Origin of the sequence: Amycolatopsis sp. TNS106, assembly GCF_019330265.1 — a bacterium.
Taxonomy (GTDB): Bacteria; Actinomycetota; Actinomycetes; order Mycobacteriales; family Pseudonocardiaceae; genus Amycolatopsis; species Amycolatopsis lurida.
Map to the genome: position 1 here is coordinate 3,907,480 of NZ_CP024972.1, position 16,691 is coordinate 3,924,170.

15 protein-coding genes are annotated in these 16,691 nt (G+C 68.9%); 4 read left to right on the forward strand and 11 right to left on the reverse strand.

Annotation, left to right across the window (positions count from 1 at the left end):
* Positions 1-57 precede the first annotated feature (57 nt).
* The 3 genes from CVV72_RS17445 to CVV72_RS41680 form a co-directional block, all read right to left on the reverse strand.
* Positions 58-2,880, reverse strand: a complete 2,823-nt coding sequence (locus tag CVV72_RS17445; protein WP_219153382.1) for a vitamin B12-dependent ribonucleotide reductase — start codon at positions 2,878-2,880, stop codon at positions 58-60.
* A 34-nt stretch (positions 2,881-2,914) separates the two neighbouring features.
* Complete coding sequence (gene nrdR, locus CVV72_RS17450; RefSeq protein ID WP_034311932.1) at positions 2,915-3,403, reverse strand: transcriptional regulator NrdR; 489 nt, start codon at positions 3,401-3,403, stop codon at positions 2,915-2,917.
* A gap of 299 nt (positions 3,404-3,702) precedes the next feature.
* Complete coding sequence (locus tag CVV72_RS41680; RefSeq protein WP_255632723.1) at positions 3,703-4,197, reverse strand: LysM peptidoglycan-binding domain-containing protein; 495 nt, start codon at positions 4,195-4,197, stop codon at positions 3,703-3,705.
* A 317-nt stretch (positions 4,198-4,514) separates the two neighbouring features.
* Here CVV72_RS41680 and lexA point away from each other — a divergent pair, with 317 nt between their 5' ends.
* The gene (gene lexA, locus CVV72_RS17460; RefSeq protein ID WP_034311936.1) at positions 4,515-5,231 is read left to right on the forward strand and encodes a transcriptional repressor LexA; all 717 of its coding nucleotides are present in this window, start codon (positions 4,515-4,517) and stop codon (positions 5,229-5,231) included.
* An 82-nt stretch (positions 5,232-5,313) separates the two neighbouring features.
* On the opposite strand, the gene CVV72_RS17465 is transcribed toward lexA, so the two are convergent.
* From CVV72_RS17465 to CVV72_RS17475, 3 genes are all read right to left on the reverse strand, one after another.
* Entirely contained in the window at positions 5,314-6,327 is a 1,014-nt protein-coding gene (locus CVV72_RS17465) for an esterase-like activity of phytase family protein (protein WP_219153383.1), read from the reverse strand.
* Positions 6,328-6,725: 398 nt separating this feature from the next.
* A complete protein-coding gene (hflX, locus tag CVV72_RS17470; RefSeq protein WP_219153384.1) occupies positions 6,726-8,159 on the reverse strand; it encodes a GTPase HflX in 1,434 nt (477 codons plus the stop codon).
* 43 nt (positions 8,160-8,202) lie between these two features.
* On the reverse strand, positions 8,203-8,700 hold the full coding sequence (locus CVV72_RS17475) for a transcriptional regulator (RefSeq protein ID WP_034311941.1): 498 nt from the start codon (positions 8,698-8,700) through the stop codon (positions 8,203-8,205).
* A 61-nt stretch (positions 8,701-8,761) separates the two neighbouring features.
* Between CVV72_RS17475 and CVV72_RS17480 the strand changes: the two genes are divergently transcribed.
* Entirely contained in the window at positions 8,762-10,006 is a 1,245-nt protein-coding gene (locus tag CVV72_RS17480; RefSeq protein ID WP_219153385.1) for an MFS transporter, read from the forward strand.
* On the opposite strand, the gene dapF is transcribed toward CVV72_RS17480, so the two are convergent.
* From dapF to CVV72_RS17495, 3 genes are read right to left on the reverse strand one after another with little or no spacing between them, the layout of a single operon-like run.
* Positions 10,003-10,830, reverse strand: coding sequence for a diaminopimelate epimerase (gene dapF / locus CVV72_RS17485; protein WP_219153386.1), 828 nt, complete (start codon positions 10,828-10,830; stop codon positions 10,003-10,005). The two genes, CVV72_RS17480 and dapF, sit on opposite strands and share 4 nt — an antisense overlap.
* 10 nt (positions 10,831-10,840) lie before the next feature.
* Positions 10,841-11,743: a tRNA (adenosine(37)-N6)-dimethylallyltransferase MiaA gene (gene miaA / locus CVV72_RS17490; protein ID WP_219153387.1), complete on the reverse strand. Its 903-nt coding sequence runs from the start codon at positions 11,741-11,743 to the stop codon at positions 10,841-10,843.
* Positions 11,740-12,429, reverse strand: coding sequence for a class III extradiol dioxygenase subunit B-like domain-containing protein (locus tag CVV72_RS17495; RefSeq protein ID WP_219153388.1), 690 nt, complete (start codon positions 12,427-12,429; stop codon positions 11,740-11,742). The genes miaA and CVV72_RS17495 overlap by 4 nt, the downstream gene beginning before the upstream one ends.
* Before the next feature lie 235 nt (positions 12,430-12,664).
* On the opposite strand from CVV72_RS17495, the gene CVV72_RS17500 reads away from it, so the two are divergent.
* Together CVV72_RS17500 and CVV72_RS17505 are read left to right on the forward strand one after the other, a co-directional pair.
* On the forward strand, positions 12,665-13,978 hold the full coding sequence (locus CVV72_RS17500) for a DUF349 domain-containing protein (RefSeq protein WP_219153389.1): 1,314 nt from the start codon (positions 12,665-12,667) through the stop codon (positions 13,976-13,978).
* Positions 13,979-14,263: 285 nt separating this feature from the next.
* Positions 14,264-14,716 (forward strand): hypothetical protein, encoded by a 453-nt coding sequence (locus CVV72_RS17505; protein WP_219153390.1) that lies wholly within the window; start codon positions 14,264-14,266, stop codon positions 14,714-14,716.
* Here CVV72_RS17505 and CVV72_RS17510 read toward each other — a convergent pair.
* Positions 14,713-15,174 carry a hypothetical protein gene (locus CVV72_RS17510; RefSeq protein WP_219153391.1) on the reverse strand — a complete coding sequence of 154 codons (462 nt, stop codon included), beginning with the start codon at positions 15,172-15,174 and terminating at the stop codon, positions 14,713-14,715. The genes CVV72_RS17505 and CVV72_RS17510 overlap by 4 nt on opposite strands.
* Positions 15,171-16,685, reverse strand: a complete 1,515-nt coding sequence (gene miaB, locus CVV72_RS17515) for a tRNA (N6-isopentenyl adenosine(37)-C2)-methylthiotransferase MiaB (protein WP_219154000.1) — start codon at positions 16,683-16,685, stop codon at positions 15,171-15,173. The genes CVV72_RS17510 and miaB overlap by 4 nt, the downstream gene beginning before the upstream one ends.
* Positions 16,686-16,691: the final 6 nt, after the last annotated feature.

Consider the following 16,691-nt stretch of genomic DNA (forward strand, 5'->3'; position numbering starts at 1 on the left):
TTCGCCTACGCCTGCTTCGGTGGACGACCGAGTCGTCCACCGAAGCAGGTATGGGGATCAGCTGCAGCCGGAGGTGGCGCCACACCCTTCACAGGCGTAGCAGGAGCCGGCGGGACGCATCTTGGTGCCGCAGGTCATGCAGAGCGGCGCGTCGGAGGCGGTGCCGAGGTTCAATTCGACCAGTTCCGCCGTCGAATGCGCCACCTTGGCAGGCTCCGCACTTGAAGAGTCCACAGTGGACCGAAGGGCGTCCAGGTCGACGTTCTCCGGTTCGGCGGCGGGTGCGGTGCCGTAGTTCGCCTCGACCTGTGCCGAACGTTCGTCGGCGGTGAAGATGCCTAGCTGCGAACGCTTTTCGTACGGCAGGTAGTCCAGCGCGAGCCTGCGGAACAGGTAGTCCATGACGCTGGTGGCGATGCGGATGTCGGGGTCGTCGGTCATGCCGGCGGGCTCGAAGCGCAGGTTGGAGAACTTCGAAACGTAGAACTCCAGCGGGATCCCGTGCTGCAGGCCGACGGAGATCGACATCGAGAACGCGTCCATCACGCCGGAAAGGGTCGAGCCCTGCTTGCCGAGCTTGACGAAGATCTCGCCGAGGCCGTCGTCCGGGTACGAACCGGCGTGCAGGTAGCCCTCGGCGCCGCCGACGGTGAACGACACCGTCTGGCTCGGGCGCTTCTTCGGCAGGCGCTTGCGGACCGGCCGGTACTCGACGACCTTTTCGGCCTCGGGCTCGGCCTTCTCCTTTTCCTTCTTGCCGGTGGACAGCGGCTGGCCGACCTTGCAGTTGTCGCGGTAGATCGCGAGGGCCTTGAGGCCGTACTTCCAGCCCTGGAAGTAGATCTCCTCGACCTCTTCGACGGTCGCCGACTCCGGCATGTTGACCGTCTTGGAGATCGCGCCGGACAGGAACGGCTGCACCGCGGCCATCATCCGGACGTGCCCCATCGGTGCGATGGACCGCTCCCCCACCGCGCAGTCGAACACCTCGTAGTGTTCTTGGCGCAGGCCGGGAGCGTCGACGACGTGGCCGTGCTGCGCGATGTACTCGACGATCGCCTCGATCTGCTCGGCCTGGTAGCCGAGCGCGGCCAGGGCTCGCGGGACGGTCTGGTTGACGATCTGCATCGAACCGCCGCCGACCAGCTTCTTGAACTTGACCAGCGAGAAGTCCGGTTCGATGCCGGTCGTGTCGCAGTCCATCATGAAGCCGATGGTGCCGGTGGGAGCGAGCACCGAGGCCTGCGCGTTGCGCCAGCCGCTGGTCTCGCCCAGCTCGATGCCGCGCTTCCATTCCTGGGTCGCGAGCGCGCGGACCGCGGCGTCGTTCGAGTGGTAGGTCCGCACCAGTTCGTTGGCGGCGGCGTGCTTGCGCATGACCCGCTGGTGCGCCTCGGCGTTGCGCGCGTAGCCCTCGTACGGCCCGACGACCGCGGCGAGTTCGGCGGAACGCCGGTACGAGACACCGGTCATCAGCGACGTGATCGCGGCGGCGAGCGCGCGACCGCCGTCGGAGTCGTACGCGTGCCCGAGCGCCATCAGCAAGGCACCGAGGTTCGCGTAGCCGATGCCCAGCTGGCGGAACTTGCGGGTGGTGTCGCCGATCGCCTCGGTCGGGAAGTCGGCGAAGCAGATCGAGATGTCCATCGCGGTGATGACCAGCTCGACGGCCTTCGCGAACAGCGGCGCGTCGAAACCGCCGTCCTCGGTGGCGAACTTGAGCAGGTTCAGCGAGGCGAGGTTGCAGCTGGAGTTGTCCAGGTGCATGTACTCCGAGCACGGGTTGGACGCGGTGATCCGGCCCGATTCCGGGCAGGTGTGCCAGTCGTTGATCGTGTCGTCGTACTGCAGGCCCGGGTCGGCGCATTCCCAGGCGGCCCGGGCGATGGTGCGGAACAGCTTCTTGGCGTCGACCCGGTCGATGACCTCACCGGTCGTCCGGGACCGCAGGCCGAAATCGCCCTCGGTCTCGACGGCCTGCATGAACTCGTCGGAGACGCGGACCGAGTTGTTCGCGTTCTGGTACTGGACGGACGCGATGTCCGAGCCGGAGAGGTCCATGTCGAAACCGGCGTCGCGGAGGACCTTGATCTTCTCCTCTTCGCGGGCCTTGGTCTGCACGAACTCCTCGACGTCAGGGTGGTCGACGTCGAGCACGACCATCTTCGCCGCGCGCCGGGTGGCGCCACCGGACTTGATGGTGCCGGCGGAGGCGTCGGCACCGCGCATGAAGGAGACCGGACCGGACGCGGTGCCGCCGGAGGACAGCAGCTCACGCGAGGAACGGATCCGGGACAGGTTCAGGCCGGCGCCGGAGCCGCCCTTGAAGATCAGGCCTTCTTCGCGGTACCAGTTGAGGATCGACTCCATGGTGTCGTCGACCGAGAGAATGAAACAAGCCGAGACCTGCTGCTTCGACGTCGTGCCGACGTTGAACCACACCGGCGAGTTGAAGCTGAACACCTGGTGCAGCAGCATCCAGGTCAGCTCGTGTTCGAAGACCTCGGCGTCGGCGGGGCTCGCGAAGTAGCCGTGTTCGCGACCGGCGTTCACATAGGAGTGGACGACGCGGTCGATCAGCTGCTTGAGGCTCTGCTCGCGCTGAGGTGTGCCGACGGCGCCGCGGAAGTACTTGCTGGTGACGATGTTCGTCGCGTTGACCGACCAGAAGCCGGGGAACTCGACACCTCGTTGCTCGAAGTTGACCGTACCGTCGCGCCAATTCGTCATCACGACGTCCCGGTGCTCCCAGGTGACCTGGTCGTACGGGTGGACGCCCTCGGTGGTGAAGACACGCCGCACGGTGAGCCCGCCGGCCTGTTTCTTCTTCCCGCTCGTCCGCGTTGTGGCCGGGTTGCCTGTTCCCACGGTCTCGGTCATGGGTCTTTCCCTCACTCCCACGCGGGAGGCGGCATCAGCCGTCTTTCGCGTCTTGATCGCTCTCGTCCGGTGTCGCAGCCATGGCCTCGCGAAGGTCCGAGATCTCCTTCTCGAAGTCCTCGACCGAGGAGAAGGAGCGGTAGACACTGGCGAACCGGAGATAGGCGACGCCGTCGAGTTCGCGCAGGGGGCCCAGGATCGCCAGGCCGACCTCGTGACTCGGGATCTCCGCCAGCCCCGCCGACCGGATCGATTCTTCGACCCGCTGCGCGAGCTGCTGCAGCGCGTCGTCGTCGACCGGCCTGCCCTGACAGGCGCGACGCACCCCCCGGACCACCTTGTCCCGGCTGAACTGCTCGGTGACCCCGGATCGTTTGACGACGGCGAGCACCATCGTCTCCGAAGTGGTGAAGCGCCGGCCGCAAGCGGCGCACGAGCGCCTCCGCCGGATCGCCTGACCCTCATCCACCTCTCGGGAGTCGACGACCCGAGAGTCCGCATGCCGGCAGAACGGGCACCTCATCCGCCGATCACCTTCCCCTCCGCGCCGGCCGGTCCCGAATGGACGCCCGTTCCCGCCGCCACGCAACGGCGAAAAGATCGACATGTGGATCGATCTGTGGACATCCGGTGGGTGAACACCGGCCAGCTGTGGACAACTGATACCGAGTCTACCCCAAGCTATGGACCAACTACAGCCATGTAACTACTACATATAGCGGTGGAGACTAGAACGCAGGTCGGGCACACGCAAGCGCAACGGGCGGGCCGATCAGACACGAATGAGGAGCTCACCCACGAGGGGTGAGAACGACATCGGGATCACCTCCCGCCTTCCGCGATCCCGGCCGCGACCGGCACCGTGAGCGGCAATCCGGGGACGAGAACGGCGTCTTCCAGGGAGTTGAGCTCCTTGATCCTGGCGACGACCGCGCCAGTGTCGCTTCCTGGCGCGAAACGCGCGGCGAGATCGGACAGGGTCTCCCCCGCGGAAACGGACACCGTCGTGGTCCGTTCGGGCACCGCGGCGCCGGGGACACCGGCCAAGAACAGACCCAATCCGGTGATGACCCCGGCGACGAGCAAGGCCATCCCGACGAGCGACGGCCACCTGAGCGGGAGCCGCCGCGGCGCCGAGCAAGCCGGGGAGACGGTGGCGGCACCGGGGCGGCGGCCTGCCACGACCCGCGCCCTGGTCGGCGGGCGCAAGGGCTCGGCACGCCCGCCTCGCCCCACCCGCACGGGCCGGGTCACCCCTGCCGGAACGGACCTGGGGGAACTGGGCCGCACCAGTCCTCGATCGGCCAGAATCGACATCGGAACCTCCTCGCAACTCCTGCTGCGCTCGCGCCGGGCCGGGACCCGGCGATCAAGATCGAACAAGCGTTCTATCGAACGCCCGTGCGAATGTGTACCACCTCCCACCGACAAAAATCGAGCGACACGGCGTGTCCATCGAACAGATGTTTGAAATCGTCGTCCCGGCGGGCTAACGTCGTTGACCAGGGCGTCTGCTGCGCGGACGCCGCCGGTGCCGTGGGCGGGAAGATCGTCCGCCACCGGCGAAGACACGCGAAGTCGGTCCGGGCGACCGGACGTACTGGGAGGCGACGCAGAGATGAAGGAGCGATACGGTGGCTAAGGAGAGCAAGGCGGGGAACGCGCCTAGGCGCTCGGGCAAGGTGCGCGCCTTGCCCGAGGTCTACGAGGTGGACGAGACCCTGACCGTGCGGCAGCAGCAGGTGCTCGACGTGATCAAACTGTGGGTGAGCCGGTTCGGCTACCCGCCGAGTGTGCGTGAGATCGGCGAGGCGGTCGGGCTGACCTCCACTTCGTCGGTGTCGCACCAGTTGCAGGCCCTGCAGCGCAAGGGTTATCTGCGACGCGACCCGAACCGCCCGCGTGCGGTGGGAGTGCTCGCCACGACGGACGACAACCCGATGGGCATCGACGTCGAGCAGCCCCAGTCGGCCGCGAAGGCCGCGTATGTGCCGCTCGTCGGCCGGATCGCCGCCGGTGGTCCGGTGCTGGCGGAGCAGGCGATCGAAGACGTCTTCCCGCTGCCGCGGGAGATCGTCGGCGAGGGGGAGCTCTTCCTGCTCAGCGTCACGGGTGACTCGATGGTCGACGCCGCCATCACCGATGGCGACTGGGTCGTCGTGCGCCAGCAGCCCACGGCCGATCCGGGCGAGATCGTGGCGGCGATGATCGACGGTGAGGCGACGGTCAAGACGTTCAAGCGCAAGGACGGCCACATCTGGCTGATGCCGCACAACGAGGCGTACGAGCCCATCCCGGGTGACGACGCCACGATCCTCGGCAAGGTCGTCGCCGTTCTTCGCAGGCTGTAGTCCGGAGCCGGAGCACGCCGGGATCCCGGGTCACCCGACCCGGGTCAGACTCGGCAGCTTCGGCAGACTCTTCGCTTCTCGGTCAGGCGCGCCGCTTGCGCAGCCTGCCGACCAGGAGAAGGCCGCCGATCACGACGACCGCGGCGATCCCGGCCTGCACGTACGGGAAGTCGGACCCCTGTCCAGAGCCACCGGCCGCCGAGGTCCCGCCCGACGTGCTGCCCTCGGACTTCGCCGCGTCCACAGCGAGTGCTGCCGCGCCCTTCACCGCACGGATCTGCTCCCCGACGCCCTCCCCGCCGGACAGCAGCGTCCCGTCCGGGTCGAAGGCGATCGCCTCGCCCTGTTTCTCGTTCGGCAAGGGCACGCGCACAGGTTCGCGCTGCAGTGCGCTCTTCAGGTCTCCGTCGGTCACGGCGTAGAGGTAGGCATCCGTGTAGGTGCGCAACGCGACCACCGAGCCGTCGGCCATCGAGGCCGCGCCGGTCACCGTCATCGAGCCGATCGACCCGACCGGTCCGCCCGGCGTCGAAGTCTCCTTGATCTGCAGCGACCCGACGCTCTCCAGCGGAGTCGGGCCGGGGCTGGCGAGCGGCCCCGTCGGCCGGTACACCTTCGCGTCGCCGAAGACGTCCTTGGTGATCAGGTACGGCGTGCCGGAGCGGTCCATGATCAGCGCTTCGACGTCGTGCTGCCCGTCGGGATAGGTGAGCCGGTGGAGCGTGGCCTTGCCCTGCGGGGTCAGCGAGATCAGCGCGACGGTGTCCCGCCGTTTGCGGTTGTCGCCGGTGTCGGAAAGCCAGAAGGTGCCGTCGGCGGTGCGGGCGAGATCCTCGGGGTCGTACGGGTCCGTCGCGGCCGAGATGACCTTCTGGACTTTGCAGTCGCGGCCGAGGACGAAGACCTGCGTCTTGGTTCCGCCGTCATTGAGGGCGTACAGGTGTTCGCCGTCGGAGACCAGGCCGGAGAGTTCACTGAGCCGGGAGTCGCCGTTCTTGCACACCGGCTGCGGCGCCGGGACCTCCTGCGCCAGGGCGGGAGCCGTCCCGCCGATGAACGCCGCCAGCACGACCGCGGTCGCGACAATCCCCCGCACATCCACCTCCGTACCGTGGAACCCCTGAAGCCCCACACTACGGAGACGTCCGGGACGGCGCGCCGTTCGGTGCGGATGCCGAGACGGGGCGGAATGTCGCGAAGGCCACTTTCAGCGCCGCCCTTCCTCCCGCTGCTCATGGGGATGTCGTCGAGTCCGTGAAGGCCTCCTTGAGGGACTCTGGGTCCCTCAAGGAGGCCTTCACGGACCGGCCTCACGAGCGTCGAGCGCTTGCCGAACCACGTCGTCCTCGGCCTGGAAGCGGTCGTCGACGAGGGACTGCAGCACCTCGCGAACCTCAGCACGGGTCGGCGCAGTCACGGATTCACCACCAACCAACAACGTGAAGGCCCCCTTCACTGCGTCCAACGCAGTGAAGGGGGCCTTCACGTACCTGCCTATCGAGCCGAGTTCGTCTGGAAGTCGCTCAGCGCCGCGGCCAGTTCGGGCCTGCCGCGGACGACCAGGCGCGTACCCGTCTCGACGTGCTCTTCCTCCAGCACCTCGCCATCGGCGTGGGCACGGGAGACGAGTTCGCCACGCGAGTACGGGATCAGCACCTCGACCACGACCTCGGGCCTCGGCAGTTTCTCCGCGATCACTTCGGCGAGCTCCGTGATCCCGGTACCGGTGCGCGCCGAAACCTGCACCGAACCGGCCATCTGGTGCCGCAACCGGGCCAGCGACACCTCGTCGGCGGCGTCGGCCTTGTTGATCACCAGCAGCTCCGGCGGGAGCGGCTCGGAACGGCGCTTCGTGATCTCGGCGAGCACTTCGCGCACCGCGTTGACCTGCTCTTCCGGCGTCGGGTCGGCACCGTCGACGACGTGCACGAGCAGGTCGGCGCTCGCCGCCTCCTCCAGCGTCGAGCGGAACGCGTCCACCAGCTGGTGCGGCAGGTGCCGGACGAAACCGACGGTGTCGGTCAGCGTATAGGTGCGGCCGTCGGGGGTCTGCGCCCGCCGGGTCGTCGGATCCAGCGTGGCGAACAGCGCGTCCTCGACCAGCACCCCGGCGCCGGTCAGCGCGTTGAGCAGGCTCGACTTGCCGGCGTTGGTGTAGCCGACGATCGCGACGCTCGGCACCTCGTTGGCCACCCGCCGGCCGCGTTTGGTCTCGCGGATGGTGTCCATCGCGGCGATCTCGCGGCGCAGCTTCGACACGCGCTTACTGATCCGCCGCCGGTCGGTTTCGAGCTTCGTCTCACCGGGACCACGCAGACCCACGCCACCGTTGGCTCCACCCGCGCGGCCACCGGCCTGCCGGGACAGCGCCGCACCCCACCCGCGAAGCCGCGGGATCAGGTACTGCAGCTGGGCCAGCTCGACCTGCGCCTTGCCCTCCTTGGAGCGGGCGTGCTGCGCGAAGATGTCGAGGATCAGGGCGGTGCGGTCGATGACCTTCACCTTGACCTTCTCCTCCAGCTGGCGCAGCTGGCCGGGTGAGAGCTCACCGTCGCAGATCACCGTGTCGGCACCGGTGGCCGCCACGATGTCGCGCAGTTCCTTGACCTTGCCCGAGCCGATGTAGGTGGCGGGATCCGGGCGGATCCGCCGCTGCACCAGGCCTTCCAGCACCTCGGAGCCTGCCGTTTCGGCCAGCCGGGCGAGTTCGGCGAGCGAGGCCTCGGACTGGAGGGCGCTGCCCTCGGTCCACACACCGACCAGAACGACGCGCTCCAGGCGCAGCTGCCGGTATTCGACCTCGGTGACATCCGCGAGTTCGGTGGACAGGCCCGCTACCCGGCGGAGCGAGGCGCGGTCCTCGAGCTCCAGTTCGCCGGTCGATGGGTCCATGTCGTCGTTCAGATCGTTGTGTGTCAGTTCCGTCATCGTGCCTCCATGGTCCCACGTTTCGGCGGCGGGACCGAATTCATTACCTGCTGGGATACTTCGACAGGTAGATGGCCGTGCGTTTCGCGTCCGGGTCGACCGGCCGCGAGATGAAGTCGTCGACAAGCTCCATCAGCCTTGTTTCGAACTCGGCGATCTGCTCGTCCGGTACCTGGACGACCATGCGCGTCTGCTGCACCTCGTCGAATCCCACGTCGGCGATCTCGGCCAGGTAGGCCTCGAAGATCGCCTGATCGATCCCCCTGTCGCGGGAATCAAGATGCCAGGACAACCCGGTCGAGCGATACGGAATTTCTTTCGCGCCGCGCGTGCCGCGTCTCGGGGGGAGCGCTTCGAGGAACCCGGTGTCGACGAGCTTGCGCACGTGGTGCAGCGTCGTCGCGGGGTCCCGATCGAGCCGTTCGGCGAGTTCCTTGTTGGTCAGCGCCTCCGAGTACGTCAACCGGATGATGCGCAGCCTTATTCCGGAGGCCATGGCGGCGATCTCGGCCTCGGTGGCGGCACGTCGTGGAGTGGGCACGGGGACAGCCTAGAGCCGAAAGTGATTGACAGTTTCCAATCACTCACGCCAAGGTGGCTTCGTGCGCAGAGATTCCCTGTTCTTCCACGCGGACTTCCGGCGGCTCTGGGCGGGCGACACGGCCAGCCAGCTGGGCGCTTTCGCCGGGCACACCGTGATTCCGCTGCTCGCGGCCACCGTGCTGGCCGCGACGCCGTTCCAGATGGGACTGCTGACCGCGGCCGAGACGGTCGCGTTCCTGATCATCGGGCTGCCCGCCGGGGTGTGGGTGGACCGCATGCGGCGGCGGGCGCTGATGCTGCGGGCCGACTTCGTCCGCGCCGCGCTGCTGCTCACCATTCCCCTCGCCTGGTGGGCAGGCGTGCTTTCGCTGACACAGCTGATCGTGGTCGCCACGCTCGTCGGCGTCGCGACGGTGTTCTTCGACGTCGCCTACCAGTCGTATCTGCCGTCGCTGGTCGGCCGGGAGCACCTGCTCGAAGGCAACGCGAAACTCCAGGCCAGTCAGTCGGTCGCGTTCCTGACCGGACCGGGGATCGGCGGCGGGCTCGTGCAGCTGGCGGGCGCGGCCAACGCCGTGCTGATGACCGGGGCCGGCTTCCTGACCTCCGCGCTGTGCCTGCTGAGGATCCGCACCGTCGAAGAAGTTCCCGAGCAGCATGAAGACGCGAAGCTGCTCCCCCAGATCGTCGAAGGACTGCGGTTCGTCTTCACCGACGCGGCTCTCCGCTCGATCGTCGCCTGCACCGCGACCGCGAACCTGTTCAACGGTGCCTTCACCGCGATCGAAATCCTGTTCCTGAACCGGGAACTCGGCCTGTCACCGGCTGTCGTCGGCCTCGTGCTGGCGACCGGTGGCGTGGGCGGGATCATCGGGGCGATCCTGGCCGGGCGCATCACCCGGCGGATCGGGCAAGCCCGCTCGATCTGGTTCGTCCCGCTGCTCACCTGGCCGTTCCAGCTGCTGCTTCCGCTCGCCGCGCCGGGCTGGCGGATCGTGCTGTTCCCCGCGGCGCTGGCCATCGCGGGGTTCGGGATCATCGTCTACAACGTCGCGCAGGTCTCGTACCGGCAGGCCGTCTGCCCGGATCGGCTGCTCGGCCGCATGAACGCCAGCGTGCGCTTCGTGGTGTGGGGCATGCTGCCACTGGGCGGGCTGGTCGGCGGTGTGCTGGGCGAGGCGATCGGGATCCGGGGGACGCTGTGGTTCGTCGCGGTCGGCGAGGCGGCCGCGGTGCTGTGGGTGGTCTTCTCGCCGATCCGGCAGCTTCGTGACCTGCCGCGCGAACCGATCGCGGTCGGCTAAGCGCCGAGCCCGGCCCACCAGGTTTCGTCGAGTTCGCCGCGCGCGACGATCTCCGCCGGTCCGGTCAGCGTGGACCCGCCGCGGCGGACCTCGACCACGACACGACCGCCAGGGATGTCGACCGTCGCTTCGCCGGTGTCGGTGCCCGCGAGGTGCAGTGCGGCGGCGACCGCGGCGACCGTGCCGGTGCCGCAGGAGCGTGTCTCGCCGACGCCGCGTTCGTGGACGCGCATCTTCAGCGCGTTGTCGCCCAGCAGGTTGATGAACTCGAGGTTCACGCCCTCGGGGAACACGTCGGAGTCGAAGTCGGGCTGGTCACGCAGATCGAGCACGTCGACGTCGTCCCCGACGACCGACACCAGGTGCGGATTGCCGACGTTCACCGCGACGCCGGAGAACGGCTGCCCCGCGACCACGGTGACCGAAGTACCGGTGATCGTCGCCGGTCCCATCTGCACGGTCACCGATCCGTCCGCGTGCATCCGGACCGGCCGGTCTCCGGCGCGGGTGCCGATGACGAAGTCGCGCTCCGGCACGAGCCCGGAATCGACCAGGTGGCGGACGAAGACGCGGACACCGTTGCCGCACATCTCCGCGATGGACCCGTCGGCGTTGCGGTAGTCCATGAACCATTCGCCGCCGGACTCGACACCCAGTGCGGCCGACCGCACGATCCGGAGTACACCGTCGGCGCCGAGACCACGCCGGCGATCGCACAGCGCCGCCACCCGCGCTTCGGTCAGCTCGAGGCAGCCGTCGGGGTCGGGAAGCAGCACGAAATCGTTCTGTGTGCCGTGTCCCTTAAGGAATTCGATGCCGCCCATGGAACCAAGATTACTGGGCGGTCGCTTCGAGGACGCGCTCGGCCAGCCGCTCCGAACCGCCGTCGAACCACTGGATGCGTTTGTCCCGCCGGAACCAGGAACGTTGCCTCCGCACGAACCTCCGGGTGGCCTGCGCGGTGGCCTCGGACGCGGCCTGGAAGTCGCCGTCGCCGTCGAGCGCGGCGACCACCTGCTGATAGCCCAGCGCCCTCGATGCGGTGAGCCCGTCGCGGAGTCCTCGGCCCAGCAACGTCCGGACCTCGTCGACGAGCCCCGCTTCGAACATGAGCTCCACGCGGCGGTCGACGCGGGCGTCGAGTTCGGCCGGTTCCCGGTCGATGCCGATCAGGACCGTGTCGTAGCGCGCGGGTCCCGGTTTCGGCAGGTTCGCCGAGAACGGTTCGCCGGTGATCTCGATGACCTCCAGCGCGCGCACGATCCGGCGGCCGTTGGTCGGCAGGATGGCGGTGGCGGCCACGGGGTCGAGTTCGGTGAGCCGGGCGTGCATCGCGGCGACGCCGAGCTCGTCGGCTTCGGCGGTCAGGCGGGCGCGCACGTCCGGATCGGTGCCCGGGAACTTGAGGTCGTCGAGCACGGCTTGCACGTAGAGGCCCGATCCGCCGGTGAGGATCGGCACGCGACCGGCGTCGAGGAGTTCTTCGACACATCGGCGTGCGTCGCGCTGATACGCGGCGACGGACGCCGTCTCGGTGACGTCGAGGACGTCCAGCAGATGATGTGGCACGCCCCGCCGCTCTTCCGGGGTCGCCTTGGCCGTTCCGATGTCCATCCCGCGGTACAGCTGCAACGCGTCCGCGTTGACGACCTCACCCCCGAGGGTGAGGGCCAGTTCGACCGCCAGCGCGGTCTTCCCGGTCGCCGTGGGCCCGACGACCGCGACCGGCCGGATCACGCGTGCTCCCAGACCGCGACGTGGTAGCCGACGCCGAACGGCGCGGCGGAGTAGAGGACCTCGGCGGTCCAGTCCCCGTCCGCCGCCAGTCCGGCGAGGACCTGCCAGGGCGCGCGGCCGCCCGCCCCGAGTTCGGCCGCCAGGGCCGGGTCGAGTGCGGACAGCGCACCCGTGTCGGCTTTGGCCAGCGCGTCACGGATCCCGGCGTCGAAACCCTCCGCGCGCTCGTCCTCGCCGCCGGGGGAACGCGGGCCGTGCCGGCTCGAACCGTCACCGAGGACGAGCACCGCGGCGGGCTCTCCCATCTCCTGGGCGAACCGTTCGCACTGGTCGGAGGGGGTGGCGGGGTCGACGAGGCGGACTCGGACGGACGACGCGCCACCCTGCTCACGTAGCCAGCCAGCCACGAGCGCGGGCAACGGCAGCTCGGTTTCGGGCGCTGTCACCCGGCTAAGTGAGACTCCGAGGTCGACGCCGAATCCCCGGAAGGAGCCGCTCGCGTGTTCCGGGACCTCGGGCGCGCCCAGGGCCGCGCCGACGACGATCCACTCCGGCGAAACGCTGGTCAGGCGCCTCGTGGCGGCGAGGCAGGCTTCGCGCAGCTCGGCGCACTCGTCCGCCGCTCCGGCGGCGAGTTCGGGGATGAGCAGCGGGGGTTGCGGGAGCACGGCGACACGGCGGATCACGGCCGCCGACGTTACCTTCCCCGCCCATGGGGACCGGCAACCGACCGACACGGAGGGTCCTCCGGAAGTAGGATCACTGCCCTCTGGTGGTTCATCCGGTTCCACGGTGGACGCTGAGCTGCTTGAATGCCGCAAGGGGTTGATGCCCCCGAAGCAAGACGGCAACGCATTACCCGGCCCCGCCGCTAGGCGGGGCGCCCGCGCCAGCGGGCGTACAGGCGATAAGGAGCCTGCGATGGCCCAGGAGAACACGTCCACCGGTACCCCGGCACCGCACCCGGTACCGCACGCGCTCGGTGGCGGGCATCCCGCACCCCCCGTGCCGCCCGCCGAGCCCAGCCCGTCCGCTTGGGGCAGGGTCGACGACGAAGGAACGGTCTACGTCACCACACCCGACGGCGAGCGCGCGGTCGGTGTCTGGCAGGCCGGGAGCCCGGACGAGGGTCTGCTCCATTACGCGCGCCGCTTCGACGACCTGCGCACCGAGGTCGAGCTGCTGGAAACCCGCCTGGAGTCCGGCGCGGGCGATCCCAAACACGCACTGGCGACGGCCACGCAGCTGCGTGACGGCCTCGCCGAAGCCGCCGTCGTCGGCGACATCGCCGCGCTGAGCGGCCGCATCGAACAGGTCATCTCCCACGCCGAGAAGGCGCTGGCCTCGGCGAAGCAGGAACGTGAGGAAGCCCGCGCGGCCGCCGTGCTCCGCAAGCAGGCCCTCGCCGACGAGGCCGAGAAGCTTGCCGCCGAGTCGACCCAGTGGAAGGCCGCCGGCGACCGGCTGCGCGCCATCCTGGACGAGTGGAAGACCGTCAAGGGTGTCGACCGCAAGACCGACGACGAGCTGTGGAAGCGGTTCTCCAAGGCCCGTGAGGCGTTCAACCGGCGCCGTGGCTCGCATTTCGCCGAGCTCGACAAGCAGCGCGCGGGCGCCAAGCAACGCAAGGAAGAGCTGATCGCCGAGGCCGAAGCGCTCTCGGAGTCCGAGGACTGGGGCGAGACGGCGGGTCGCTACAAGGACCTGATGACCGAGTGGAAGGCCGCCGGCCGCGCCCCCAAGGACAGCGACGAGGCGCTCTGGCAGCGGTTCCGCGCCGCGCAGGACAAGTTCTTCGCCCGGCGGTCCGCGGTGTTCTCCGAGCGGGACGCCGAGTTCGCGACCAACGCGCAGCAGAAGGAAGAGCTGCTCGTCGAGGCCGAGAAGATCGACCCCGCCGCGAACCTCGAGGCGGCGAAGCAGCACATGCGGCGCATCCAGGACCAGTGGGACGAGATCGGCAAGGTCCCGCGCGAGCGCATCCGTGAGCTGGACGGGCGCCTGAAGGCCGTGCAGGACGCGATCAAGGCGGCCGAGGACAGCAAGTGGCGCCGGACCGACCCGGAGGCGCAGGCCAGGGCGGCGCAGTTCCGCGAGCGGGTCGAGCAGTTCGAGTCGCAGGCGGCGAAGGCCCGTGCGGCGGGTGACGAGCGGCGCGCCAAGAAGGCGGACGAGCAGGCCGCGCAGTGGCGAGAGTGGCTCGAGGCGGCGGAAGCGGCCATCGCGGACCGCTGATCCAGGTCCACTCGCCCCACGACGACAGTACGTGAAGGCCCCCTTCATCGCGTATAGCGCAAGGAAGGGGGCCTTCACGTACTTGTGCGGTCGAGGTTCCGCCGCCGCGTTGTGGCTGATGGGGCCAGTGGGATCCGGCGGGGGTGAGGGGAACTTCGAGGGACCCTGGGTCCCTCAAGGAGTCCTTCACGGCCTGCGGGACGCGTCACTCCACTGTGGAGGGATGGCTAGCACCTTCGTGCGTATTCGAGCGCTCTCCGCGCTCAACCATGGTCGACTTCGAGCATGAACCAGACACTGATTCCCCCAGTACGCCGGGCGTTCGCCGCCCTGGCGATCAGTTGTGCTCTGGTGGCCGGGCTCGCCCCGGCCGCGGCGGCGACCGGCTCCCCGGCACCGCTCCCGGCCTCCTCCGAAGCCGGAAAGAAGAAGGTCAAGCTCGACGCCTCGCTCAGCAAGAAGCAGGTCAAGGTCAACGAGAAGGTCACCCTCAAGGGGACGCTGCAGGCCCTGGAGCGCACCGACGGGACGGACAGCCTCGAAGCGATCATCGTGCAGCAGCTTCAAGGGAGTGTCTGGGTGAACATCGCCGACACGACCTGCCGGCCCAACTCGACGTTCTCCCTGAAGCTCAGCTTCTCCTTCAGCGCGGTGATCACGCTGCGGGCCTACCACCCGGAAACGACGCTCTACGCGAGCGCGTACACGTCCAGCAACCTCACCTTGCGCGTCGGCTAGCTGCGCGAGAAAGCGGCACGCATCCAGTAGACGGCCAGCGCGACGGTGGCGATCCAGGCGACGATCAGCCCGAAGCCCGGACCGCCACCGGCCGCGCCGGTCGCGTTCGAGGACTGCTGGGACCAGATCGCGAGCATCCCGTCCACGGAGGCGAACCAGCCGCCCGCGGCGCAGACCCAGGCCAGCCACCAGCGCCGGGTCACCAGCGTGACTGCGCCGACGAACACCCCGACCCCGGTGGAGGTCGCGGCGAACAGCTGCGGGATCCCGCCACCCTTGCCGAGCAGCACCTCCCAGCCGGCGTACTCGCCGACCCAGGGCAGCAGCTGCGCGACCAGCAGCACGAACACCAGCACGGCGATGGAGAACCCGCGCCTGCCCAGCTCGATCGTCTTGGCCGCGCGTTCGCCGACTTCGTCGATCTCGGCGGCGAGTTCGTCGATCTTCGGTTCGGTCACAGTGCACACCCGCTCACCGGTTCCGGCGTGACGGCCGGGGCTCCGAAGCCCGGCAGGCCCAGCGTCACGCCGTTGGTCTTCGGCCGCAGCCCGGCCTCGGAGTTGTCGCCCGCCTTCGTGCGGCGGTGCGACAGCAGGTCGCCGTCGGCGACGAGGTGGTGCGGAGCGCCGTAGGTCACCACGGTCTCGACGACGTCGCCGGGACGCACCGAGCGGTCCACGAGCGGTCCCGTCGGCGTGAAGTGGACGAGCCTGCCGTCCCGCGCGCGGCCGCTCATGCGCTGCGTCTCGGTGTCCTTGCGGCCCTCGCCGGAGGCCACGAGCAGCTCGACCCGCCGTCCGACGATCTTCTTGTTCTCTTCCCAGGAGATGTCGTTCTGGAGCTTCACGAGCCGTTCGTAGCGCTCCTGCACGACCTCCTTCGGCAGCTGCCCGTCCATCTCGGCGGCGGGCGTGCCCGGCCGGATCGAGTACTGGAAGGTGAACGCGCTGGAGAACCGCGCCTGCGCGACGACGTCGAGCGTCGCCTGGAAGTCTTCCTCGGTCTCGCCGGGGAAGCCGACGATGATGTCGGTGGTGATCGCGGCGTCGGGCATCGACTCGCGCACGCGGTCGAGGATCTTGAGGTAGCGCGCGGAACGGTAGGACCGCTTCATCTCGCGCAGCACCCGGTCCGAACCTGACTGCAACGGCATGTGCAGCTGGTGGCACACGTTCGGCGTCTCGGCCATCGCGTCGATGACGTCCTCGGTGAACGCCGCCGGATGCGGCGAGGTGAACCGGACGCGCTCCAGCCCGTCCACCGAACCGCAGGCGCGCAGCAGCTTCCCGAACGCGAGCCGGTCGCCGAATTCGACGCCGTAGGAGTTCACGTTCTGGCCCAGCAAAGTCACTTCCAGCACGCCTTCGGCGACGAGCGCCTCGACCTCGGCGAGGATCTCGCCGGGGCGGCGGTCGCGTTCCTTGCCGCGCAGCGCCGGGACGATGCAGAAGGTGCAGGTGTTGTTGCAGCCGACCGAAATCGACACCCAGCCCGCGTAAGCCGAGTCGCGCTTCGCCGGGAGTGTCGAAGGGAAGGTCTCGAGCGCTTCGAGGATCTCGACCTCGGCTTCGGCGTTGTGCCGCGCGCGCTCCAGCAGCGTCGGCAGCGAACCGATGTTGTGCGTGCCGAAGACCACGTCGACCCAGGGCGCGCGCTTGACGATCTCGCCGCGGTCCTTCTGGGCGAGGCAGCCGCCGACGGCGATCTGCATGTCCGGCTTCGCCGTCTTCTGCGGTCGCAGATGGCCGAGGGTGCCGTACAGCTTGTTGTCCGCGTTCTCCCGCACCGCGCAGGTGTTGAACACGATCAGGTCGGGTGTGGCCTCGCCGTCACCCGGAACGTAGCCGGCGTCCTCGAGCTGCCCGGCAAGACGTTCGGAGTCATGCACGTTCATCTGGCAGCCGAAGGTGCGGATCTGGTAAGTGCGCGCGCTCATCTCGCCTTCGAGGGTACGCGGGCGGGGTTCCATGGCACG